Source organism: uncultured Tateyamaria sp. (genome assembly GCF_947503045.1).
GTDB lineage: Bacteria > Pseudomonadota > Alphaproteobacteria > Rhodobacterales > Rhodobacteraceae > Tateyamaria.
This window is the reverse complement of record NZ_CANNCF010000002.1, coordinates 136,047-157,670: the sequence shown is the minus strand read 5'-3', so window position 1 is coordinate 157,670 and position 21,624 is coordinate 136,047. Positions and strand designations below refer to the sequence as shown.

General features: G+C 60.4%; 20 protein-coding genes. 18 read left to right on the top strand and 2 right to left on the bottom strand.

Annotated features, from left to right (window positions below; genetic code table 11):
* The first annotated feature begins 313 nt into the window (after positions 1-313).
* The 15 genes from Q1A89_RS09215 (at position 314) to Q1A89_RS09145 (ending at position 14,707) form a co-directional block, all read left to right on the top strand.
* Entirely contained in the window at positions 314-823 is a 510-nt protein-coding gene (locus Q1A89_RS09215) for an SRPBCC family protein (RefSeq protein WP_299726632.1), read from the top strand.
* A 12-nt stretch (positions 824-835) separates the two neighbouring features.
* Positions 836-1,189, top strand: a complete 354-nt coding sequence (locus Q1A89_RS09210) for a YciI family protein (protein WP_299726629.1) — start codon at positions 836-838, stop codon at positions 1,187-1,189.
* 23 nt (positions 1,190-1,212) lie between these two features.
* A complete protein-coding gene (locus Q1A89_RS09205) occupies positions 1,213-2,412 on the top strand; it encodes a DUF6596 domain-containing protein (protein WP_299726626.1) in 1,200 nt (399 codons plus the stop codon).
* A 96-nt stretch (positions 2,413-2,508) separates the two neighbouring features.
* Positions 2,509-3,240, top strand: coding sequence for a hypothetical protein (locus Q1A89_RS09200; RefSeq protein WP_299726623.1), 732 nt, complete (start codon positions 2,509-2,511; stop codon positions 3,238-3,240).
* A gap of 403 nt (positions 3,241-3,643) precedes the next feature.
* Complete coding sequence (locus Q1A89_RS09195; RefSeq protein WP_299726620.1) at positions 3,644-4,963, top strand: extracellular solute-binding protein; 1,320 nt, start codon at positions 3,644-3,646, stop codon at positions 4,961-4,963.
* 93 nt (positions 4,964-5,056) lie between these two features.
* A complete protein-coding gene (locus Q1A89_RS09190; RefSeq protein WP_299726617.1) occupies positions 5,057-6,004 on the top strand; it encodes a sugar ABC transporter permease in 948 nt (315 codons plus the stop codon).
* An 88-nt stretch (positions 6,005-6,092) separates the two neighbouring features.
* Positions 6,093-7,031 carry a carbohydrate ABC transporter permease gene (locus tag Q1A89_RS09185; protein ID WP_299726614.1) on the top strand — a complete coding sequence of 313 codons (939 nt, stop codon included), beginning with the start codon at positions 6,093-6,095 and terminating at the stop codon, positions 7,029-7,031.
* 45 nt (positions 7,032-7,076) lie between these two features.
* Entirely contained in the window at positions 7,077-7,271 is a 195-nt protein-coding gene (locus Q1A89_RS09180; RefSeq protein WP_299726611.1) for a hypothetical protein, read from the top strand.
* The gene (locus Q1A89_RS09175; RefSeq protein ID WP_299726608.1) at positions 7,271-7,633 is read left to right on the top strand and encodes a VOC family protein; all 363 of its coding nucleotides are present in this window, start codon (positions 7,271-7,273) and stop codon (positions 7,631-7,633) included. Before Q1A89_RS09180 ends, Q1A89_RS09175 begins: the two co-directional genes overlap by 1 nt.
* On the top strand, positions 7,633-8,730 hold the full coding sequence (locus Q1A89_RS09170) for an ABC transporter ATP-binding protein (RefSeq protein WP_299726605.1): 1,098 nt from the start codon (positions 7,633-7,635) through the stop codon (positions 8,728-8,730). The genes Q1A89_RS09175 and Q1A89_RS09170 overlap by 1 nt, the downstream gene beginning before the upstream one ends.
* Positions 8,723-9,718, top strand: coding sequence for an ABC transporter ATP-binding protein (locus Q1A89_RS09165; protein ID WP_299726602.1), 996 nt, complete (start codon positions 8,723-8,725; stop codon positions 9,716-9,718). The genes Q1A89_RS09170 and Q1A89_RS09165 overlap by 8 nt, the downstream gene beginning before the upstream one ends.
* Before the next feature lie 15 nt (positions 9,719-9,733).
* A complete protein-coding gene (locus tag Q1A89_RS09160) occupies positions 9,734-11,359 on the top strand; it encodes a dihydroxyacetone kinase subunit DhaK (RefSeq protein WP_299726598.1) in 1,626 nt (541 codons plus the stop codon).
* 19 nt (positions 11,360-11,378) lie between these two features.
* Positions 11,379-12,431, top strand: a complete 1,053-nt coding sequence (locus Q1A89_RS09155) for a LacI family DNA-binding transcriptional regulator (RefSeq protein ID WP_299726595.1) — start codon at positions 11,379-11,381, stop codon at positions 12,429-12,431.
* Between the two features lie 25 nt (positions 12,432-12,456).
* Complete coding sequence (locus tag Q1A89_RS09150; RefSeq protein WP_299726592.1) at positions 12,457-13,512, top strand: sugar phosphate isomerase/epimerase; 1,056 nt, start codon at positions 12,457-12,459, stop codon at positions 13,510-13,512.
* Positions 13,513-13,582: 70 nt separating this feature from the next.
* Positions 13,583-14,707, top strand: a complete 1,125-nt coding sequence (locus Q1A89_RS09145; RefSeq protein WP_299726589.1) for a Gfo/Idh/MocA family oxidoreductase — start codon at positions 13,583-13,585, stop codon at positions 14,705-14,707.
* A gap of 42 nt (positions 14,708-14,749) precedes the next feature.
* Here the strand turns inward: Q1A89_RS09145 and Q1A89_RS09140 are convergent, their stop codons facing one another.
* Both Q1A89_RS09140 and Q1A89_RS09135 read right to left on the bottom strand, forming a co-directional pair.
* Positions 14,750-16,360, bottom strand: coding sequence for an alkaline phosphatase family protein (locus Q1A89_RS09140; protein ID WP_299726586.1), 1,611 nt, complete (start codon positions 16,358-16,360; stop codon positions 14,750-14,752).
* Positions 16,361-16,380: 20 nt separating this feature from the next.
* The gene (locus Q1A89_RS09135) at positions 16,381-17,058 is read right to left on the bottom strand and encodes a glutathione S-transferase family protein (RefSeq protein WP_299726583.1); all 678 of its coding nucleotides are present in this window, start codon (positions 17,056-17,058) and stop codon (positions 16,381-16,383) included.
* Between the two features lie 128 nt (positions 17,059-17,186).
* Here Q1A89_RS09135 and Q1A89_RS09130 point away from each other — a divergent pair, with 128 nt between their 5' ends.
* From Q1A89_RS09130 to Q1A89_RS09120, 3 genes are all read left to right on the top strand, one after another.
* The gene (locus Q1A89_RS09130) at positions 17,187-18,233 is read left to right on the top strand and encodes a TAXI family TRAP transporter solute-binding subunit (RefSeq protein ID WP_299726580.1); all 1,047 of its coding nucleotides are present in this window, start codon (positions 17,187-17,189) and stop codon (positions 18,231-18,233) included.
* Between the two features lie 62 nt (positions 18,234-18,295).
* Entirely contained in the window at positions 18,296-20,635 is a 2,340-nt protein-coding gene (locus Q1A89_RS09125) for a TRAP transporter fused permease subunit (protein ID WP_299726578.1), read from the top strand.
* A gap of 231 nt (positions 20,636-20,866) precedes the next feature.
* A complete protein-coding gene (locus Q1A89_RS09120; protein WP_299726575.1) occupies positions 20,867-21,619 on the top strand; it encodes an SDR family oxidoreductase in 753 nt (250 codons plus the stop codon).
* Positions 21,620-21,624: the final 5 nt, after the last annotated feature.

Below are 21,624 nucleotides of genomic sequence, written 5' to 3'. Positions count from 1 at the left end.
ATTGGATGCAACATACCAGATAGGCACCAAAGATCGGAATCAAGCCGAAGGCGCCGATCAATCGCCAGTCCGCCCGGACGGGCTGGCGATTTGGTTGATCCTGGTGCGACAGGTCAGCGACGCGATATTCTTGAACTATAAAGCGCCCGGGAAGGGGCGTGGTATCGCCATCCCGCGGACTGGCAATGGATCGGCTTGGATGATTTTTGGTTCTGACCGGAAATTTTTTCGCCCAAAATGTCCATTCACCCGATCCTCGTTCGTCATGGATGTGAAAGCACACACGCTTTCGCCAACATGAGGAGAGAAGATCATGACCATCTGGACCATTCTTGCCAGCAGCGCAGGCGTTGTCGCGCTCGCCGCTGCAGGCAGCCTGCTATTGCCCCGCCACGTCCATGTCGAGCGGCAGGCGACCTTGTCCGCCGCTCCCGAGGCCGTGCTGGCGCTGGCCGCATCGAACACCGGTTACCAGCAGTTCAACCCTTATCTGAGTGCTGACCCTGCGCTGAAGATCGACCCGTTCGGGCCTGCGACGGGTGTGGGGTCAGGCTTTGCCTTTGACGGCAAAGACGGCACGGGCACTCAAGTTGTGGCCGAAGTGCGCGCGGATGCGGTGCGCTATGACATCGATCTGGGGCCCATGGGCCAGCCCACCCAGACCATCGCCACCCGTTCCGTGGATGGTGGCGTTCTGGTGACGTGGAGCATGGATGCGGACATGGGGTTCAATCCCGTGGGCCGCGTTATGGGCCTTTTCCTCGATCGGATGATCGGCAACACTTTCGAGCAGGGTCTTGGCAACCTTGCCACCGCACTCTGAAGGAGATTTCCAATGCGCTATACATTTTTGCTTTATACCGATCCGGCTGATCTGGCCAACATGACCGAGGCGGAGGGGATGGCCCAACGACAGGCCTATCAATCCTATATCGAGGCGCTGAATGCTGCCGGTGTGTTTGTCGACACCGACTGGTTGCAGCCGGTGACCACGGCCACCACCCTGACCCTGAAGGGCGGAACGCGGCAGGTGCAGGATGGCCCGTTTGCCGACACCAAGGAGCGGCTGGGCGGATATTTCGTCATTGAAGTGCCTGACCTCGACGTGGCGATGAGCTGGGCAGAGAAGTGTCCCGCCGCGCAGACCGGAAAGGTCGAAATCCGCCCCTCGGCCATGCCGACCGGGTGAGGCGCGTGGCACCGGAGCCTTGAATGACTGATGCGGACCGCGCTGCCGAACGGGTGGCGCGGGACAGCTACGGGCGCTTGCTGGCCTATCTTTCGGCGCGCAGCCGCGACATCTCCCTGGCCGAGGAAGCGCTGGCCGAAGCCTTTGCCCGTGCGCTGAGCACGTGGCCCGACGTCGGCGTGCCCGACAACCCTGATGCGTGGTTGCTGGCCGTGGCGCGCAACGCCATGACCGACCGCCAACGCCATTTGACCCGGTTCCATACGGACGCGGAGGTACCCGACATGCCTGCCCCCGAGGCAGCCCAAGACCTGCCCGACGAGCGCCTGACCCTGCTGATGGTCTGTGCTCACCCGGCTATCGCGCGTGATCTGCATACCCCTTTGATGTTGCAGACTGTTTTGGGGATCGAAGCGCGGGTGATCGCGCGATTGTTCATGGTCTCGCCAACCGCGCTGACCAAGCGGCTGGTCCGCGCCAAGGCCAAGATCAGGGCCGCCCGTATCCCGTTTTCGCTGCCTGCGCACGAGGATTTGCCGAACCGGGCCGCAGCGATCATGGAGGCGATCTATGCGGTGCACGGTGTGGACTGGGTGTCGCCCGGGGACGGGTTGGGCGATGAGGCGCTGTATCTGGCTGATCTGCTGGCGCGGCTGTTGCCGCAGGACGCCGAAGCCGCAGGCCTTGCGGCGTTGATCGCCTTTGGTCATGCGCGTGCGCAGGCCCGCGTGCGTGACGGCATTCTGGTGCCGACGGATACGCAGGATACAGCCCTTTGGGATGCCACATTGCAGGCCTATGCCGACCGTCAATTGACCCGCGCCTTTGCTTTGGGCGCGCCGGGGCGGTTTCAGATCGAGGCCGCCATCCAGCAGGTGCATATGCGGCGCAAAGGCACGGGCGTGACCGATTGGGAGGCGTTGAACCGACTGTATCATGCGTTGTTACAGATTGCCCCGTCGACCGGGGCGCGGGTGGCGCAGGCGGCGGTGACGGCACGTGTGCACGGCCCTGCGGCGGGGTTGGAGGCGTTGGCGCAGATCGAGGTTGAGGCGGGCACGGATGTGCAACCGCTCTGGGCGGCGCGGGCGGATTTGCTGGCGCAACTGGGGGAGGGTGCGCAGGCCGAGGTTGCCTATGACAAGGCGATTGCGCTGGCCACGGATATGCCGGTGATCCGCTTTTTGCGCGGCAGGCGTGACGCCCTGATAGATCGCATTTGAGCGAAATTGCGCGGGTTACGTGCGGGGATGGCAACCAGTTGTCAACGGCTTTGTTCCACTTTTGTCTTCACGCGATGATTTCAGAATGAGGTTGGTATGGAGCGGATATGGGGCCTGTTGGCCTGTGCGGGATTGTGTGTGCAGGCGGCCATTGCCTGGGGTGAGGCACTGCCAATGGCCGCCCGCGGCAGCCTGCTGACCGAACGCGCGCCGCTTTACGTGCAGACCGCTGTGAATGCACCGTCCTCGCCCAGTCTGTTTGCGGGCAAAAGTGGCACCAGCCTGTTTCGCCCCATGCCAGTGTCACTGAAAGCGCCACCTTCCTTTGGATCGATCCCGACACCCGGTGTTGGTCCGTTGGGCGAGCTTCGGTCGCTGATCGCGCGGGCCGAAGCGGGCAAGAAAGGCTATGATGCGGTGCAATACGGGGCTGACATTTTGCCTGCCGCACCGCCGACCGCGATGACCATCCAGGAGATTTACAACTGGATCGACGCAACACCCGGACAGCCGCACGCCATTGGGCGCTACCAGTTCATTCCGCCGACCCTTCGCCGTTTGGTCAAACGTCTGGGGATCAGTCCCGAGGCGCGGTTCAGCCCCCGGGTGCAGGATCAGCTGGCCGATCTTTTGCTAAAGGAGGCTGGCCTGCATCGCTTCCTCTCCGGAGAGATGGAGCGGCAGGCGTTCATGAACAACCTCGCCAAGATCTGGGCCGGGCTGCCCAATGATACCGGAAAGTCGCACTATCACGGCTATGCCGGGAACAAGGCGACGATGACCTGGGCGTTTTTCGATGCACAGATGGCGCGGATTTTTCCGGGCTGATTCTGGCCTTTCACGGATTGCGATGCTGCGTCGCACAACCGCCCGGACCCGAGTGGTTTCGGGAGTTTGGGCAGAAGCGGTTTGCGTGCGTTCACGGAGCGGCGGGCTGGTTCGAACCACGTGACGAAGCGCGAGGCCCGGCAGTGCCTGCGGCGTTGATGGGGTAACAGCTCGACGCGTGTGTTTGCCGTGGCTACAAATCGTGCGGTCTTTGCGCGGACGTCATCGATCAAGAAAACATGGTATAAAAATCAATAGGTTGTTTGATTTCGGCCCCGTTTTGAGGTGCGCACCTCAGAAATATGTAGACTTGAGGAGCGTACCTCAAATAGCGTTTGAGTCGTCTGATGGACGATTCGGCGGCGTGAATTGAAACGTCGGCTTCACTCTGGGAGGAGAACCTATGAAACATTTGAAACTGGCCTCAGCCAGCGCGCTCAGCATTGCAGCAGCGTCATTCGCAAGCACCGCGCAGGCAGAAGACCTGACATTGTGCTGGGCCGCCTGGGACCCGGCAAACGCGCTTGTGGAACTCAGCAAGGAATTTGAGGAACAATCCGGCCATTCCATGAGCTTTGAGTTCATTCCATGGCCCAACTTTGCCGACCGGATGCTGAACGAGCTGAACTCGGGCGGCAAGCTGTGTGACCTGCTGATTGGCGACAGCCAGTGGATCGGGGGCGGCGCCGAGAACGGCCACTACGTCAAGCTGAATGACTTCTTTGATGCCGAGGGCATCAGCATGGACGATTTCGCCGAAGCGACCGTTTATGCCTATTCCACATGGCCCAAAGGCACGCCGAACTACTACGCGCTGCCTGCGATGGGCGATGCGAATGGCTGGTTCTATCGCAAGGACTGGTTTGCCGATCCCGAGATTCAGGCCGCCTATAAAGAGGCCACGGGGCAAGACCTGCGCGAGCCGCAGAGCCAGAAGGAAATGCTGCAGATCGCCCAATTCTTCCAGGGCCGCGAGATTGACGGCAAAACCGTTTATGGCGCGTCGATCTTTACCGAGCGTGGGTCCGAAGGGATCACGATGGGCGTGACGTCGGCGCTTTACCCTTGGGGGTTCAAATACGAAAACACGCCCGGCTCTTACGACATGGACGGCGCTGTGAACTCGGCTGAAGCAGTTGAGGCCCTTGAATTCTATAAGGAATTCTACGAGACGGCGACGCCTCCGGGCTATACGAACAGCTATATGGGTGAATCGCTGGACGCGTTCAAATCCGGTCAGGTCGCGATGGCGATGAACTGGTTTGCGTTCTTCCCGGGCCTTTATGCCGATCCGGCCACGGGCGGCGACAAGATCGACTTTTTCGTGAACCCACCGCAAAATCAGGCAGGTTCCACGCTGGGCGGTCAGGGCATTTCAGTTGTCGCCTATTCGAACAAGCAGGACGCGGCCCTTGAGTACATCAAGTGGTTTGCCGATCCCGAAGTGCAGGCCAAATGGTGGTCGCTGGGCGGCTATTCGGCGCATAATTCGGTGCTAAACGATCCCGGGTTCAAGGACAGCGCACCCTTTGCCGGTGATTTCCTCGAGGCGATGGGATCGGTGCAGGATTTCTGGCAGGAGCCGGCCTATGCCGAGTTGTTGCTGGCCATGCAGAAACGCCTGCATGACTACATCGTGGCCGATCAGGGCACGGCGCAGGAGGCTCTCGACAAGCTGGTCGAGGACTGGACCGAAGTCTTCGAAGACGAAGGCAAGCTTTAACGCGCATGCATTGGCGGGGTACCCCCCGCCACTCAGCCTCCCTTGACGGTTGGGCGGGGACATCCCGCCCGGCCACAGGAAAGAAGTGAGTCGATGACAGACACGCCTGCCACACGCGCAGCCAAGGCGACCCCGGTTCGGGTGGCCCGCAAGATCAAGGGCCTGAGCGACCGTGCCATTGCATGGATTTTCGTTGGTCCGACGATCTTTCTGCTGCTCGCGATCAACATCTTTCCGCTGATCTGGACGATCAACCTCAGCTTTACCAATTTCCGCGCCAACCGTCCCAATCGCGAGGTCGACTATGTCGGCCTGCGCAATTATGAGCGCATCCTGACCGACAGCGACATCTGGCTGAACATGCAGGCCACGGCGCATTTCCTGTTCTGGACGATCTTTTTCCAGGTGCTGATCGGATTCACGCTGGCCTACCTGATCAACAAGAAATTCAAGGGCAACGATCTGTGGACGACCATCATCGTGCTGCCGATGATGCTGTCCCCGGCGGTGGTCGGGAACTTCTGGAAGTTTCTCTATCAGCCGCAGATCGGGTTGTTCAATTATATCGTCGCCTTCCTGTCGGGCAAGGATCCGTCGAGTTTCGAGATGCTGGGGTCGGTCCAGCTGGCGCCCTGGTCCATCGTGATTGTGGATACGTGGATGTGGACGCCGTTTGTGATGCTGATCTGTCTGGCCGGGCTGCGGTCGATCCCCGACTACATCTACGAGGCGGCCGAGGTCGATCGCGCCAGCAAGCTGCGCCAGTTCTTTACCATCACCATTCCGATGGTGCTGCCGTTCTTGATGCTGGCGGTGCTGTTCCGCGGCATTGAGAACTTCAAGATGTTCGATCTGGTGGTGCAGTTGACGGGCGGCGGGCCGGGTTCGACCACCGAGCTGACCTCGATCAACCTCAAGCGCGAGGCGTTCGAGAAGTGGCGCACAGGCTATGCCAGCGCCTATGCCATCATCCTCTTTGTCACGGTGTTCGGGTTGGCCAGCATTTACGTCAAAGCGCTGAACAAGGTGAAAGAACGATGACCCGATGCGCGCCTCAAAGTCCTGAGAAAGACTTTGTCCAAAAATATTTCTCAATATTTTTGCCCCGTTCAAATGCCGGAGCCTTGATATGAGCAGTTTTTCCGTCACCGAACCGTCCAAACGGTCCAAGTGGTTCGCAGGCACGCTGGTCATCGTCTATGCGCTGGTCACCATGGTGCCGCTGGCGTGGATCATGCTGACCGGGTTCAAATCGCCGTCGGATGCGATCAGCTATCCGCCCAAGGTCGTGTTCGAGCCCACGCTTGAAGGTTATGTGAACCTGTTCACCACGCGCACGCGGCAGACGGACGAGTTCCTCGCCGCCAACCCGCCCGAGACCTGGTATGACGAGATTGTACGCGAATATGACATGGTCATCGCGGGCCCCTCGAAGTTCGGCGAGCGGTTTCTGAATTCGGTTGTGATCGGGTTCGGGTCGACCTTTCTATCCATTTTCCTGGGCACGCTGGCGGCTTATGCCTTTTCGCGGTTCAAGATACCGCTGGCCGATGATCTGCTGTTTTTCATCCTCAGTACGCGGATGATGCCGCCCATTGCGGTCGCGATTCCGATTTTTCTGATGTACCGGCAGCTGGGTCTGTCAGACACGCATCTGGGCATGATCCTGCTTTATACCGGGGTCAATATCAGCCTCGCCGTCTGGCTGCTCAAAGGGTTTATCGACGAGATTCCGCTGGAATATGAAGAGGCCGCACTGATCGATGGCTACACCCGCTTTCAGGCGTTTTACAAAGTTGTACTGCCGCAAGCGGCGACGGGCATCGCATCGACCGCGATCTTCTGCCTGATCTTTGCGTGGAATGAGTATGCTTTTGCGGTGCTGCTGACCTCTGGCACGGCGCAGACGGCGCCGCCGTTCATTCCGACGATCATCGGGGTTGGGGGTCTGGATTGGCCTGCGGTTGCGGCGGGGGCGACGATCTTCCTGCTGCCGGTCATGATTTTCACCATTCTGCTGCGCAAGCACCTGCTGCGGGGCATTACATTCGGGGCGGTGCGCAAATGATGACCTTCGGATTTGCATATTTGAAGAACAATGAAGGGCAGGGCGATGCTTGAGTTTTTCAACGGCCTCATGCGGTTGCGGCGCGGTCCGTGGGAGATGCTGGCGACCATCCTCATTGGTCTGGGTGTGTTCATGCTGATGCAGCCCTTTGTGCTGTGGCTGTACACCTATTCCTTCATCGTCACGCTGGTGGGCACCGTGATGTTCATCATCGTGTCCCACTTCAAGGAGGGGGAGTGATGCTGAAATCCACATGCGCCATCCTGCCAAGCCGGGATTTTGACCGCACCGCCGCCTTTTACCGCCAGATCGGATTTGAAGAAACCGGACGCTGGACGGGGCAGGGATATCTGATCCTGCGGATGGACGATGTTGAGGTGCATTTCTTTGAGCACAAGGATCACGACGCAAAAGCCTGCGATCACGGTGCCTATATCCGCACCACCGACGTAGATGCCCTGTCGGCGCATCTGTCGACGCAGAACATCGCGGCCAAGGGCATCCCAAGCTTTCATCCGGCCGAGGACAAGACGTGGGGGATGCGCGAACTGGCGATCATCGACCCCGATGGCAATCTTTTACGTGTAGGGCAATTTCTCTGATGGCGCAGATCGTGATCAAGAACATCCGCAAGGATTTCGGCGACTTCAACGCGGTGAAGGAGAGCAGCTTTACCATCGAGGATGGCGAGTTTTTCATGCTGCTGGGCCCGTCGGGCTGCGGCAAGACCACCACCTTGCGCATGATTGCGGGGCTGGAATTGCCCACGTCCGGGGAGATTTATCTGGATGGGGAAGAGATCAGCCAGCTGCCCCCGTCCAAGCGCGACATTGCCTTTGTGTTTCAGATGTTTGCGCTTTACCCGCATCTCAATGTGCGCCGCAATCTCAGCTATCCGCTGGTCAGTCAGGGCATGGCGCGCCGTGATGTGAAGGCCAAGGTCGAGGAGGTTGCGCAGATCCTTGGCATCACGGATATTCTCAACCGCCCCGTTGGCGGGCTGTCGGGTGGGGATCGTCAGCGCGTGGCGCTTGGCCGCGCCATCGTGCGCGAGCCCAAGGCCTTTATGATGGATGAACCGCTCGGTGCGCTGGATGCAGAATTCCGCGAGCATATGTCCGAAGAGCTGCGCGCCCTGCATGACCGGATGGGGGCGACGACCGTCTATGTGACCCATGACCAGCTTGAGGCGATGCAGATGGGCGACAAGATCGTGGTGATGAACAACGCCGTGGTCGAACAGTTCGGCACGCCCCAGCAGATCTATGACAAGCCTGCGACGATGTTTGTGGCTGACTTTATCGGCTCGCCGTCCATGAACTTTCTGCGCTTTGACGGGACGGTGGCCGATGGGGCCGACAGTGTCAGCCTGGATGGGCAGGTCATGCAGATCCCGCGCCATATGCAGGGGGCGCAAGGCAAGCTGGTGTTCGGGGTGCGTCCGGAACATGTGACCCTGTCGGACGATGGGGCCTATCGCGGCGAGGTGCTGGCCTCGGAATACCTCGGGACCACCCAGATTATCACGCTGGACACTCCCAATGGAGAGTTGAAGGCCCGCATCGACAGTGCGCAAGTCGCCAGCGTTGGTGAGACCGTGGGGCTGGGGTTCAATCCGGGCACCGTCACGCTGTTTGACGAGGGGTCTGGACGCGCTTTGCGTTCGGAGCTCAACGACGAGGTGCTGGCCCATGGCTGAGGTTGTCCTGAAGAACCTGTCCAAATCCTTTGGCAAGGATGTCGGGATCGCGGATGTGTCGATGACCATTCCCGATGGCGCCTTTGTCGTGTTGCTGGGCCCGACCGGCGCGGGCAAAACGACGACTCTGCGCCTGATTTCGGGGCTGGAAAAGGCGGATGCGGGCGAGATCTGGATTGGCGGGCGCAATGTGGGGTCAGAAACGCCGGCGCAGCGCGATGTGGCGATGGTGTTCCAGCAATACTCGCTTTATCCGCATTTGTCCGTGCGGGACAATCTGGCCTTTCCGCTGAAGTCCCCGATCCTGAAAACCCCTGCGGACGAGATCGAGCGCAAGGTGGCCGAGGTCGCCAGCGTTCTGCAGATTGCCCACAAGCTGGACAACAAGGCGACCGAATTGTCCGGGGGTGAGATGCAGCGCGTGTCTATTGGCCGTGCCCTTGTGCGCGATCCGTCGATTTACCTGATGGACGAGCCGCTGAGTTCGCTCGATGCCAAGCTGCGCACCGATCTGCGGGTTGAACTCAAACGCATTCAGGCGAGCCTTGGGGCGACGCTGCTTTATGTCACCCATGACCAGATCGAGGCGATGACCATGGCCACCCATGTGGGTGTGCTGAATGAGGGGCGGCTGGTGCAATACGGCTCTCCGCGCGAGATTTACGAGAACCCCAACTGCCTTTATGTCGCCTCGCGCTTGGGGTTGCCGCGTATCAATATCGTGCCTGCCGATCTGTTTGGCGGCGCGCCTGCGGGGGCCACGCAGATCGGAATGCGCCCGGAACATATTGCCCAGGGCGAGGGGCAGGAGGCCGTCGTGCAGCGTGTCGAGCATCTGGGCGATCAGGCCCGGTTGCATCTGACCTGCAAGGGCCATGCCATCACCACCATCGCCGACCCCCATACCACCTACACCCCCGGTGCCCAGATCAGGATCGCACCGAAAAACCCGCTGTGCTTTGACGCGGATGGCCTGCGGATTTTGTAAGGAAGGACCAAAGAGATGAGCCAGTTTATCAATGCCAAGGACAGCCTTGTCACCGAAGCCATTGACGGGCTGTTGGAAACCTCTGGCGGCGCGTTGACCCGGCTGGATGGGTATCCGCATATCAAGGTGGTTTGCCGCGCGGATTGGGACAAATCCAAGGTTGCGCTGATCTCTGGCGGCGGGTCGGGGCATGAACCGGCCCATGCTGGGTTTGTCGGGCAAGGCATGCTGACGGCTGCGGTGTGCGGCGAGGTTTTTGCCTCGCCCTCTGTTGACGCCGTATTGGCGGGTATTCTGGCGGTGACGGGCAAGGCGGGGTGTCTGCTGATCGTCAAGAACTATACCGGGGATCGGTTGAATTTTGGTCTGGCAGCCGAGCGCGCGCGCGCCTTTGGGTTGGATGTGGAGATGGTCATTGTCGATGACGATATCGCCCTGCCGCATCTGCCGCAGCCACGAGGCGTGGCGGGCACGATGTTTGTGCACAAGATCGCAGGCGACCTCGCCGAGAGCGGTGCTGATCTGGCCAGCGTGAAGGCTGCCGCCGACCGCACGATTGCCGCCATGGCCTCGATCGGGATGTCTTTGGACACTTGCACCGTGCCCGGCTCGGCCAAGGAAAACCGGATTCCCCTTGGCAAGGCGGAACTGGGCCTTGGCATTCACGGCGAGGCGGGAGTCGAGCAGGTCATGTTCGAGACCGCCCATTCGGCGATGGATATGGTGCTGGACAAGCTGAGTGACCGGATTGCCTCAGGCGCGCATGTGGCGATCCTGAACAATCTGGGCTCGACCACGCCGCTGGAGATGTCGATCCTTGCCCATTGTCTCGCTACCTCGCCCAAGGCGGCCAATGTCAAACATATCATCGGCCCGGCGCCTCTGATGACCTCGCTGGATATGCACGGGTTTTCCGTCTCGGTCCTGCCGGTGGATGAGGCCAATCTTGGTCCGCTGTCCTCAGCAGTCGATCTGTCGGCCTGGCCGGGGATGAAGGATGTGGCACCGGTCAAGGTTCAGCCCCTGCCCGACGGGTTGAGTCCGATCCAGCCGATCCCGTCGGCCAATGACAAGACCGCCGGAATCATCGCGCAATGCTGCGATCTGCTGATCGCCGCCGAGGGTGATCTGAACACGCTGGATGCCAAATCCGGGGATGGCGACACGGGCAGCACGTTGGCCACGGCTGCACGTGCGCTGAAGGGCGCGCTGGACCGGATGCCGCTTGCGGATTTGACGCAACTGTTCCGCGCGATCTCGAACGAGTTGAGCCAGACCATGGGGGGCTCGTCCGGTGTGATCCTCGCCATCTTTTTTGGCGCCACCGGGGATGCCTGTGCCAGCGGCAAACCGACGCCCAAGGCGCTGATGGCGGGCCTTGAGCGGATCAGTCAGGTCGGCGGCGCGCAGAAAGGGGATCGCACCATGATCGACGCGCTTGCCCCGGCTCTGGCCGCCTTGCCCGACGGAATTGCAGCGGCGGCGGCAGCCGCGCGGGCCGGTGCGGATGGCACGGCGGCGATGGGCAGCGCCAAGGCGGGCCGTGCATCCTACGTGCCCGAAGAGAACCTGCTGGGCCACAACGATCCGGGCGCCGAAGCCGTCGCGCGCCTGTTTGAAGGGCTTGCCAAAGCCATGTGAGGCAACAAGAAGGACACAAGTGAAGCACCCCGACGACACCCTTTCCAACCCGACCATCAACGACATCGCCCGTGTCGCAGAGGTCAGCCTTGCGACGGTGGACCGCGTGTTGAACGCGCGCCCCGGTGTGCGCGAGGTGACGGTGCGCAAGGTGAACGAGGCGATTGCGGAACTGGGCTATGTGCGTGACACGGCGGCGGCCAATCTGGCGCGGGGGCGGGTCTATCATTTCACCTTTATCCTGCCGTCGAACGAAAACGAGTTCATCGCGCTGCTTGAGGCGCAGATCGAGTTGCTGGCCCGGGGCTTGCGCCATGAGCGCACGAAACTGTCCTTTGTGCGGGTCGCTGCCTTTGATCCCATGGCGCTGGCGGCGGCGATCAATGCCATTGATCCGGCACTGGTGGACGGGGTTGCGATCTTTGGCCCCGAGACCCCTTCGGTGCGGGATTCCATTGCCCATCTCAAGGCCAATGGTGTGACCGTGGTGTCGCTGGTGTCAGACATTCCAAGCTCTGAGCGGGACAATTACGTGGGCGTGGACAACGTGGCCGCCGGGCGGACCGCAGCGCAGTTGCTGGGCCGGTTTCTGGGCAATGCGACGGGCAAGATCCTCGTGCTGACCGGGTCGATGCTGGCGCGTGACCACCTTGAGCGCCGCTTGGGATTTGACGAGGTGATGGCGCGGGATTTTGCGCATCTCGATGTTCTGGCCTCGCTTGAGGGGCGGGACGATCCGGACCTGATCCAGCGCCTGTTGCCGGACGCCTTTGCCGACAATCCCGACATCATTGGCATCTATTCCTCGGCCGCCGGAAATGACGGGTTGCTTCGCCATTTCAACACGCATGCCATGGCGCGCCGCCCGGTGGTGGTGGCCCATGAATTGACGCCGCTGTCGCGCGATGCGCTGGCGCGCGGCTGCTTTGATGCGGTGATCAGCCAGGATGCCGGTCATTTGGTACGCAGTGCGGTGCGGATCATGCGCGCCAACAGCGACGGGATGCCGATTAACCTTGCGCAGGAACGCATCCGCATTGACATATATCTAAAAGAAAATATGGCCCTGTAAGGGCCGGAATTTGGGAGGACCATCCATGAAAACCATCAAGGGCCCTGCGCTGTTTCTGGCGCAGTTCGCGGGCGACGAGGCCCCGTTCAATTCGTGGGATTCCATTACGAAATGGGCGGCTGATTGCGGCTATAAGGGGGTTCAGGTGCCAAGCTGGGACGGGCGTCTCTTTGACCTCGCTCGGGCCGCCGAGTCCAAGGATTATTGCGACACGTTCAAGGGGCAGGCCGCGGCCAACGGGGTCGAGGTGACCGAGCTTTCGACCCACCTGCAGGGTCAGTTGGTGGCGGTGCATCCGGCCTATGACACGGCCTTTGACGGCTTTGCCGACCCGTCGGTGCATGGCAACCCCAAGGCCCGCCAGGAATGGGCCGTTGATCAGATGATGAAGGCAATTTCTGCATCGGCCAATATGGGCATCAAGAACCACGTGTCCTTTTCCGGCGCGCTGGCCTGGCCCTATATCTACCCTTGGCCGCAACGCCCTGCGGGTCTGATCGAGACGGCCTTTGACGAGCTTGCCCGCCGGTGGCGCCCGATTCTGGATCATGCAGAGGACAATGACGTCAACATTTGCTACGAAATTCACCCCGGCGAGGACCTGCATGATGGTGTGACATTCGAGATGTTCCTTGAGCGTGTCGGCAATCATGCACGCTGCAACATGCTTTATGATCCGTCGCATTACGTGCTGCAATGTCTGGACTATCTCGACAATATCGACATCTATGCCGAGCGCATCAAGATGTTCCACGTCAAGGATGCGGAGTTCAATCCCACGGGTCGTCAGGGCGTCTATTCGGGCTATCAGCCCTGGGTGGACCGGGCCGGGCGTTTCCGCTCGCTTGGTGACGGGCAGGTTGATTTCGCGGCCGTTTTTTCCAAGATGGCGGCCAATGACTTTGACGGTTGGGCCGTGGTGGAATGGGAGTGCTGTCTGAAACACCCCGAGGACGGGGCGCGGGAAGGGGCGCAGTTTGTCTCTGACCACATCATTCGGGTGACCGAGCGCGCCTTTGACGATTTTGCCGATGGTGGCACGGATGAGGTCGCCAACCGGGCGATGCTGGGGATCGGCTAGGACGGGACCGCCTCCGGCGGGCATATTTGAAGAACAATGAAGACGGGGCGATCCCCGGAGAGGAGAGGCAATGACACGGATCAAACTGGGCATGGTGGGCGGCGGCAATGACGCATTTATCGGCGGTGTGCACCGGATCGCATCGCGCATCGATGACCGGTTCGAACTGGTGGCGGGGGCCTTGTCCTCGACCCCTGAAAAGTCGCGCGCATCCGGCGAGGCGCTGGGCCTGCCGCGCATCTATGAGGACTACAAGGCGATGGCGATCCGTGAAGCCCGTCTGAAAGATGGGATCGAGGCGGTGTCCATCGTGACCCCGAACCACGTCCACTATGCCGCCGCGCGCGAGTTCCTGAAGCGTGGCATTCACGTGATTTGCGACAAGCCGCTGACCTCGACCCTTGCGGATGCCAAGAAGCTGGTGAAAGCCGCTGAGGCCTCGGATGCGCTGTTTGTGCTGACCCATAACTATACCGGCTATCCCATGGTCCGGCAGGCCCGCGAGATGGTCGCCACCGGACAGATCGGCAATATCCGCGTGGTGCAGGTCGAGTATCCGCAGGATTGGCTGACGCAGGACGAGTCGTTCAAGCAGGCCGAGTGGCGCACGGACCCGGCCCGCTCAGGGGCGGGGGGCTCGACCGGTGACATCGGCACACATGCCCATAACCTTGCCTGTTTCGTCACCGGGTTGGAGGTCGAGAGTCTGGCCGCAGACCTCGATGCCTTTGTTCCCGGTCGGCAGGTTGACGACAACGGCCACGTGATGCTGCGGTTCAAGGGTGGGGCCAAGGGGATGTTGTGGTGTTCGCAGGTCGCGCCGGGCAATGAAAACGCGCTGCGCATCCGGGTCTATGGCGACAAGGGCGGGCTGGAATGGGCACAGGAGGATCCGAACTATCTGTGGCACACGCCTTTTGGCGAGCCCAAGCGCAAGATCACCCGCAATGGCGCGGGGGCCGGAGACGCCGCTGCCCGGATGAGCCGTATCCCGCCGGGCCACCCCGAGGGGTATCTCGAAGGGTTTGCCAATATCTACTCCGAGGCAGCGGACGCCATCGAGGCCCATCGCACAGGTGCTGCGGTGGACAGTCAGCTGTTCTATCCGACCATTCAGGACGGGTTGCGCGGGGTGCAGTTCATTGATGCCTGCGTGCGTTCGTCCAAGCGCAATTCGGCGTGGGTCGCCGTTTAGCGGTCACTGGTGCGGGTTGGATAAACGGTCGAATTACCTGGGCTAACTGTCCAGATGCGGTGGTGCGTCCACGCCGTGTGCCTCCCCGTCTTCGCGGTCCCAATAGGCAATGTAGATGCCGGGCGGTTCCTTGCCTGCGGCCATGCGCTCGACCATCTCTGGGCTGCGGGTGATCCTTGAGTGGTGCTGGCGCGCCCATGCGAAATGCAACTCGCGCAGGCGGGCGATCTGGTCCTGATGCGCGGGGCTGTCGCCCAGATCGTGCACCTCGTCCGGGTCCGTTTCCAGGTCGAACAGAAGCGGGCGCATCAATTCGACATGCACGTATTTCCACCGCCCGTCGAAGACCATCACGAGGCGCGCGTCGCTTTCGCCAATGTCAAAATCCGCGCGGGCGTCACGGGTGGAATAGTCGTATTCCGAGATGCAGTGATCCCGCCACGGGGCATCCTGTCCGTGCAGGATCGGTTGGAGCGAGCGGCCTTCCATCACATGTGGTTTGGCCTCTCCGCCCATGAGTTGGTGGAATGTCGGGGCAAGGTCGATGCCTTCGACCAGCTTGTCGCAGGATGTGCCGCGGGTGCTGTCGGCCTCGGCGCGGGGGTCATAGACGATCAGCGGAATGCGGGCGGAGCAGTCATAGAACAGATCCTTTTCGCCCAGCCAGTGATCGCCCATATTGTCGCCGTGGTCAGAGCAGAAGACGACCATCGTGTCCTTCATCCGCCCGCTGGTTTCGAGGTAGCCGAACAACCGGCCCATGTTGTCGTCGAGTTCCTTGATCAGCCCCATATAGACGGGGGCGACGACGTCGCGGACGCCCTCGCGCGCAAAGCTCTTGCAGATGCGCGTCTGGGACCATGACTGCATCAGCGGGTGGGTGTGTTCGTCCACTCGACGGTTCACGGGTGGCAAATCGTGTTTTGAATACATGTCATTGTAGGGCGCAGGCGCCATGTAGGGCCAATGGGGTTTGATGTAGCTCAGGTGGCAGAGCCAGGGGGAGTCGCCCTGTGCCTCCATGAACTCGATCCCGCGTGTTGTAAGCCACGCGGTTTCTGAATGTTCTTTGGGAACACGGGCGGGCAAGGGCGCGTTTTCCAGATACCAGCCCGATTTCTTTTGCCCGTCGGGGCCGATGGCGGTGTTGGCCCATTCCTCCCACGGGGTGTCGCCGTCCATGCCATGGGCGCGCAAATAGCGTTCGTAGTCCTCGCCGCAACGGTTCTTGTCGGTGGCGGCATTGGTGCCATCGTCGCGCACGAACACCTCGAACCCGCATTCGCTGACCAGTGCGCCGATGGTGCTTTCGGGATCGATGCCAAGGCGCTTCATGCCCTCTTCGTCAGGGCGCATGTGGGTTTTGCCGACAAGCGTGCTGGTCACGCCGATGTCGCGCAGTTGATCGCACAGGGTGGGCTCTCCAACGCGCAAGGGAAAGCCATTCCACGTCGCACCGTGGCTGCGCACATAGCGCCCGGTGTAAAAGCTCATCCGGCTTGGGCCGCAGATCGGGGATTGCACATAGGCACGATCAAAGCGCACACCTTTTGCGGCCAGACGGTCAAGATTGGGGGTCTCGATGTGCTTGGCGCCATAGCAGCTGAGGTAATCCCACCGCAGTTGGTCGGCCATGATCCAGAGTACGTTCATGATCTTGTCTTTCTCGCGGCTCAGCGCGGCGCCATGTAGAGGTTCTCGGATTTCAGGGTCTCGATATTCGCGTCTTCCCGCGCCATCGCCCGCTGGACAGCGGGGCGGGCATTGTTCAGATCGAAGTGCCGCCTGATTTTGGGAAAGGCCGACCCGTCATAGCCGACCCCGGTGATCCGTCCCCAGACCCAATAAAGATAGCCGTCCACAATCGACCACGTATCGCCATACCACCATGGGCCATTGTCCAATCGGACCTCGACCATGGTCATGATTTTGTTCATATCTTCGATGCCTTTGGGGCGCACGATCTCGAAGGATTGCGCCGCATCCGGGATCATTTTCATCGGCATCGCAATGCGGGTGACGGTCGGGTGCACCGTGCCTGCAAAAAAGGCAAGGTCTGCCGTTTGCCGCGTTTGATCGAGCGCATCGCTCGCGTCTGGCATCAAATGGGCGTCGGGAAAGGTGGCGGCGAGCCAGCTCAGGATGGCGACGTTCTCGGTCAAGGGCTCACCGTCCACCAGCAAGGTCGGCACCTTTCCCTTAGGATTGAGTTTCAGAAACTCGGGCGAATTCTGCTGATTTGCGGCGGTCCGGATCAGCGACGTCTCGAAAGGGGCGCCGATTTCTTCGAGCGCGATGGTCGCCACGCGGGCACAGGTGTTGGGCGCAACAAAGAGTTTCAATTGGGGCATTGCGTGGTTTCCTGATCTGGTTACTAATGACGAAGCGAAAGAAATATCGATTTTTTGGTCTAAAAGTGATTAAAGCAGTTAAAAAATACTGTGTCACTGTCAAAAATACACATCATCTGGGAGGATTCATGATGTCACGACAACTTCTTGCGGTGCTGGCCGCGGCGACTTGCCTTGGCTCGGGTGCAATGGCGCAAAGCCTTCTGACGGCAGAAACCGCTGCGCCCAACACGACACCGGGGATTTCGATCATTTCCCTGTCCGAAGCTGCTGCAAAAGCAGGTGTTGCCGACATTCAGGTCACCTCGGGTCAGACGTTGACCAACTCGGTCCAGAACGTGGCCGAAGGCAAGACTGACATCGCCGCTGCCCCCTTTATCCTGCCTTTCCTGATGTCGCGCGGCGTGGGTCCATATGCTGGATTGGGTGCCGAAGCCGGTGCTGATCTGGCCGGAAATCTGGCCGTGCTCTACACTTACCGCGTCTCGGTGCAGGGGCTTATGGCCTATGACAGCTCAAACATTTCCGGGTGGGACGGTCTGGAAGGCAAAACGATCTACAATGGCCCCCCGCGCGGTGCGGCCCTGACCAATGCGCGCCTGCTGGCAAAAACAGTGTCCGGATTGGAAGAAGGCACAGGCTATACCGGTGTTCAGGTAAACTGGGGTCAGGCGGTCAAAACCATGCAGGACGGGTCGGCTGATGCGTTTATCCTGCCGCAGGCCTTTCCCGACCCGCGCGTCGCCGCCGCTTTGGCCTCGGGCAACATGACCCTGTTTTCGATGCCCAAGGACGTGTTCGACGGCGAGGCATTTCAAAAAGTGACCGGCCTGCCGGGCACCGTCGCGTTTTCAATGGCCGTGGCTGACATGGGGTACGGGGACGGCGTCACTATCATGTCAGAAGATGACACGTATCGTGGGCCGGCGACCGTGGGCGGTGACATCGTCAACGTGGACATGGACTTTGATATGGCCAAGGCGCTGACCGCTGCGTTCATTGAAAATATTGAGCCGATCTATCACGCCAAAGCCTCATTCATGCCGGTGACATGGCACGGCGAGGTTGACCCGGAAGTGACGGATATGTGCGGCGCGAACCCGATGAAGTACCACCCCGGCGCGGTCGCTGCGTGGGAAGAGGCGGGTTATACGCTGCCGGATTGCGCCAAGTAAGGAAAAGCAACAACGGCCGGGCGCATCATGTGCCCGGCCTTTCGCAAGCGGCGGGGAAGTGAATGGCCGAGGCATCGACAGAACAGCAGGGCGCGCGCGGGGTCTCGCGGCCTTTGCTGTTTGTCCTGTCGCTGTCGCTGGTCATTATTGGCCTCTTTAACTCGACGCCCGGCATCCCCGGATATGACGATCTGGCCGCCGCCCTCTGGGGCGAAAGCGGTGTGCGGTTTCGCAAGTTTCCGACCGAATGGTTCTATCCGCTGTTCTTTGCGTTGATGATGTGCGTCGTCGTCCTCAAACACTCGATGTGGCGCGACTGGGTGGATCTTGCACCGGAGCGGCGCGCCCTTGGTCTGGTGCTGGACGTCGCACTTGTGGTCATGGCGCTGACCATCTCGGTCACCTACCTCGTTGAAATTGAATCGGTCTGCCTGATCGATCGCTTGAACGGGGATCGCGCACGTTTGATTGCGCAAAGCCTGACAGCGGCGGCAGAGTTCAACGATCTGCTGGGCCTTCCGGCGCCCACAACGGTTGAGGACCCGCAATGCGTCAACACGACCAGAGGGTGGTTGGTGCTGATTGTCGGCCTCGCGGTCGCTGTCTTCCTGACATACAACATCAAGGTCTGGGGCCTGCCGCTGGTCATCGTGGCCATCGCCGTGGCCAGCTATACGATCCTCACCGTGCTTATCTGGTATTTCTACGGTGCCGATGACATCAACAAATACCTCGTGACCAAACTGGCGGGCGAGCCGCGCCTGCTGGCCGATGGCAGGCCCCGCGTGCATGACGTTCTGGTTAACAATGCATCGGGTCTTTTGGGTCGGTTCATGGACATCATGTTGAACACGATCTTTCCCTACCTGATCCTCGGCTCGCTGTTTGGCAGTTCCGCAGGAGGACGATCCCTGATCAAGCTCGCATTTCGCTGGACGCGGCATTTGCGCGGCGGTCCAGCCCATGCGGCCATCGTGTCGTCAGCCATGTTCGGCACGATCTCGGGCGGGCCGATTGTCAACGTGCTGTCGACCGGCGTGCTGACCATCCCGATGATGATCAAGCGCGGCTTTTCCAAGGTCTTTGCAGGCGGGGTCGAGGCGGCGGCATCCTCGGGCGGGTCAATCATGCCGCCCGTGATGGGAGTCGCTGCATTCGTTTTGGCCTCGCTCACCTCGGTGCCCTATTCCAGCGTCATTGTTGCGGCGATCATCCCGGCCATCGCCTTTTTCGTGTGCCTGTTCCTGTCGGCTGTCTTTCAATCGCGCAAACAGAACATTACCGCGATTGGCGAGATCACCGAGGACATGATCCTTGACCGGCAGGATTACCTGAACCTGATCATGGTGTTCGGCCCCATTCTGCTCATCCTGTGCCTGCTGCTGATCCCCAAGGATGCGGTGGGCTGTGGCCTTCTGGGTGGGGTCTTGGGCGCGGACCGCACGTTCAGCGACGCAGGCTGTCAGGTTCAAAGCCTGAGCTGGTTCTTGCAAGCGGTGCAAAATTCATCCGGCTCGGCCGGGTCGGCGGGCTGGTGGGCGGTGATGCTGCTTTTGGGTTTGCTGTTCTTTGATCCGGACATTCGCGCGCGCCCGGGCAAGATCATCACCGCACTCTCTGAAGCAGGCGTTTTGATCGCCACGCTTTATCTGATGTTTCTGGCCGTCTCGATCATCGACTTTTGCCTGTCATTCACCGGGCTGCCCGTCTTTTTGTCGCTGGATGTGTTGTCATGGCTCAACAGCCTGGACTTGGGCGGCGTGGGTACAGCCCTGCCGCAGTTCGTTGCGCTGCTGATGACGATGCTGCTGGCGGTCCTTCTGGGCATGGGGATGCCCGCCGTGCCCGCCTATATCAATGCGGCCCTATTGATGAGTCCCGTACTCGCCGGATTGGGCCTGTCGCTGTTCACTGCACATATGTTCATTTTCTATTTCGCGGTGGCCAGTGCGATCACGCCGCCCGTTGCCTTGGCCGCTTTTGCGGCTGCATCGATCACCAAGGCCGAGCCGATGGCCACAGGGCTGTCCGCCGTCAAATCCGGGATTGTCATCTTCATCGTTCCGTTTGTTTTCGCCTTCCATCCGGAGTTGTTGCTGATCAACGAGGCCATTCTGGACCCCAATTCCGCAAGCGGCGCCTTTCTGACCGGCTATGACGGCGAGCGGGATGTATTGGCCTTTGTCCTCCTCCTGATGCGCCTTGCGCTTGCGCTTTATCTGTTGGCCTCCGCCTTGGCCGCCTTCGATCAGGCGCGCCTTGCCGCGTGGGAGATTGCTGCGCGTTTGGGTCTGGCCGTGCTGTTGTTGATGAAGGCTGAAACGATCTGGATCGCCGCAGTTGTGGCGACTTTCGCAATCCTGTTTGCACATTACCGACAGCGATCGCCCGTTCCGGGCTAGATGGGTCCGGGCGAGTGGCCGGAGTTGAGCCTGTACAGCGGACAACCACCAAGGGCCTTTGTCGCCCCGCGTGGTGAGGGCAATCAATGGCCCCGGTCGACCGATCCTTGACGCAGTTGACCCGGATCATGCGCCTTGTGTCCCGCGCATTTTACATGCGCATGATCCGGGTCGTGCGGCCGTGTGCCGCGCCGCTACTGGGTGGCCATGCAACGAATGAAAGGCATGGTTATGACACTCAAAAACAAGACGATCATCATCACGGGCGCGAGCAGCGGGATCGGCGCTGCTGCCGCAATTCTGTTTGCAGAAAGCGGGGCCAACGTTGTTCTGGGCGCCCGTCGGGAGGCTCAACTGAATGAAACCGTTGCGCAAATCCGAGAGAGCAACGGAAACGCTGTTTGTCTGCCGGGGGATGTCACAGATGAGGCCTATGCCAATGCGCTTGTGGAATTGGCCGAAAAAAGTTTTGGTGGTCTCGATGGGGCGTTCAACAACGCTGGCACCATGGGCGATATGTGTTCGATCCCTGATATGGGGCGCGACAATTGGCGAAACGTGATCGCGGTCAATCTGGACAGTGGGTTCTTTGCGGCCAAGGCTCAGATTCCCGCTCTGCGCAGGCGTGGTGGCGGTTCGGTTGTTTTTACGTCGTCATTTGTCGGACACACAATTGGCCTGCCAGGAATGGGAGCATATGCCGCGTCCAAGGCTGGGTTGATTGGTCTGACACAGGTTTTGGCGGTGGAACACGGGTCCGAAAACATCCGGGTCAACGCATTGCTTCCTGGAGGCACAATGACACCGATGGCCGGAGACGACGCCGCATTCCATGACGTTGTCCGAGGATTTCATGCGCTGAAGCGTATGGCCGAACCGTCAGAAATCGCCGCGGCAGCGCAATTTCTGCTTTCGGATGAGGCCTCGTTCGTGACCGGGAGCGCGATGCTTGTCGATGGTGGGAACTCCATCTGCAAGCTATAGGCATG

Coding starts and splice junctions, on each gene's coding strand:
- Q1A89_RS09215 (WP_299726632.1), top strand. CDS start 314: ATGACCATCTGGACCATTCTTGCCAGCAGCGCAGGCGTTGTCGCGCTC.
- Q1A89_RS09150 (WP_299726592.1), top strand. CDS start 12,457: ATGAAAACCATCAAGGGCCCTGCGCTGTTTCTGGCGCAGTTCGCGGGC.
- Q1A89_RS09160 (WP_299726598.1), top strand. CDS start 9,734: ATGAGCCAGTTTATCAATGCCAAGGACAGCCTTGTCACCGAAGCCATT.
- Q1A89_RS09125 (WP_299726578.1), top strand. CDS start 18,296: ATGGCCGAGGCATCGACAGAACAGCAGGGCGCGCGCGGGGTCTCGCGG.
- Q1A89_RS09180 (WP_299726611.1), top strand. CDS start 7,077: ATGCTTGAGTTTTTCAACGGCCTCATGCGGTTGCGGCGCGGTCCGTGG.
- Q1A89_RS09120 (WP_299726575.1), top strand. CDS start 20,867: ATGACACTCAAAAACAAGACGATCATCATCACGGGCGCGAGCAGCGGG.
- Q1A89_RS09170 (WP_299726605.1), top strand. CDS start 7,633: ATGGCGCAGATCGTGATCAAGAACATCCGCAAGGATTTCGGCGACTTC.
- Q1A89_RS09165 (WP_299726602.1), top strand. CDS start 8,723: ATGGCTGAGGTTGTCCTGAAGAACCTGTCCAAATCCTTTGGCAAGGAT.
- Q1A89_RS09175 (WP_299726608.1), top strand. CDS start 7,271: ATGCTGAAATCCACATGCGCCATCCTGCCAAGCCGGGATTTTGACCGC.
- Q1A89_RS09185 (WP_299726614.1), top strand. CDS start 6,093: ATGAGCAGTTTTTCCGTCACCGAACCGTCCAAACGGTCCAAGTGGTTC.
- Q1A89_RS09190 (WP_299726617.1), top strand. CDS start 5,057: ATGACAGACACGCCTGCCACACGCGCAGCCAAGGCGACCCCGGTTCGG.
- Q1A89_RS09135 (WP_299726583.1), bottom strand. CDS start 17,058: ATGCCCCAATTGAAACTCTTTGTTGCGCCCAACACCTGTGCCCGCGTG.
- Q1A89_RS09140 (WP_299726586.1), bottom strand. CDS start 16,360: ATGAACGTACTCTGGATCATGGCCGACCAACTGCGGTGGGATTACCTC.
- Q1A89_RS09195 (WP_299726620.1), top strand. CDS start 3,644: ATGAAACATTTGAAACTGGCCTCAGCCAGCGCGCTCAGCATTGCAGCA.
- Q1A89_RS09130 (WP_299726580.1), top strand. CDS start 17,187: ATGATGTCACGACAACTTCTTGCGGTGCTGGCCGCGGCGACTTGCCTT.
- Q1A89_RS09205 (WP_299726626.1), top strand. CDS start 1,213: ATGACTGATGCGGACCGCGCTGCCGAACGGGTGGCGCGGGACAGCTAC.
- Q1A89_RS09200 (WP_299726623.1), top strand. CDS start 2,509: ATGGAGCGGATATGGGGCCTGTTGGCCTGTGCGGGATTGTGTGTGCAG.
- Q1A89_RS09145 (WP_299726589.1), top strand. CDS start 13,583: ATGACACGGATCAAACTGGGCATGGTGGGCGGCGGCAATGACGCATTT.
- Q1A89_RS09210 (WP_299726629.1), top strand. CDS start 836: ATGCGCTATACATTTTTGCTTTATACCGATCCGGCTGATCTGGCCAAC.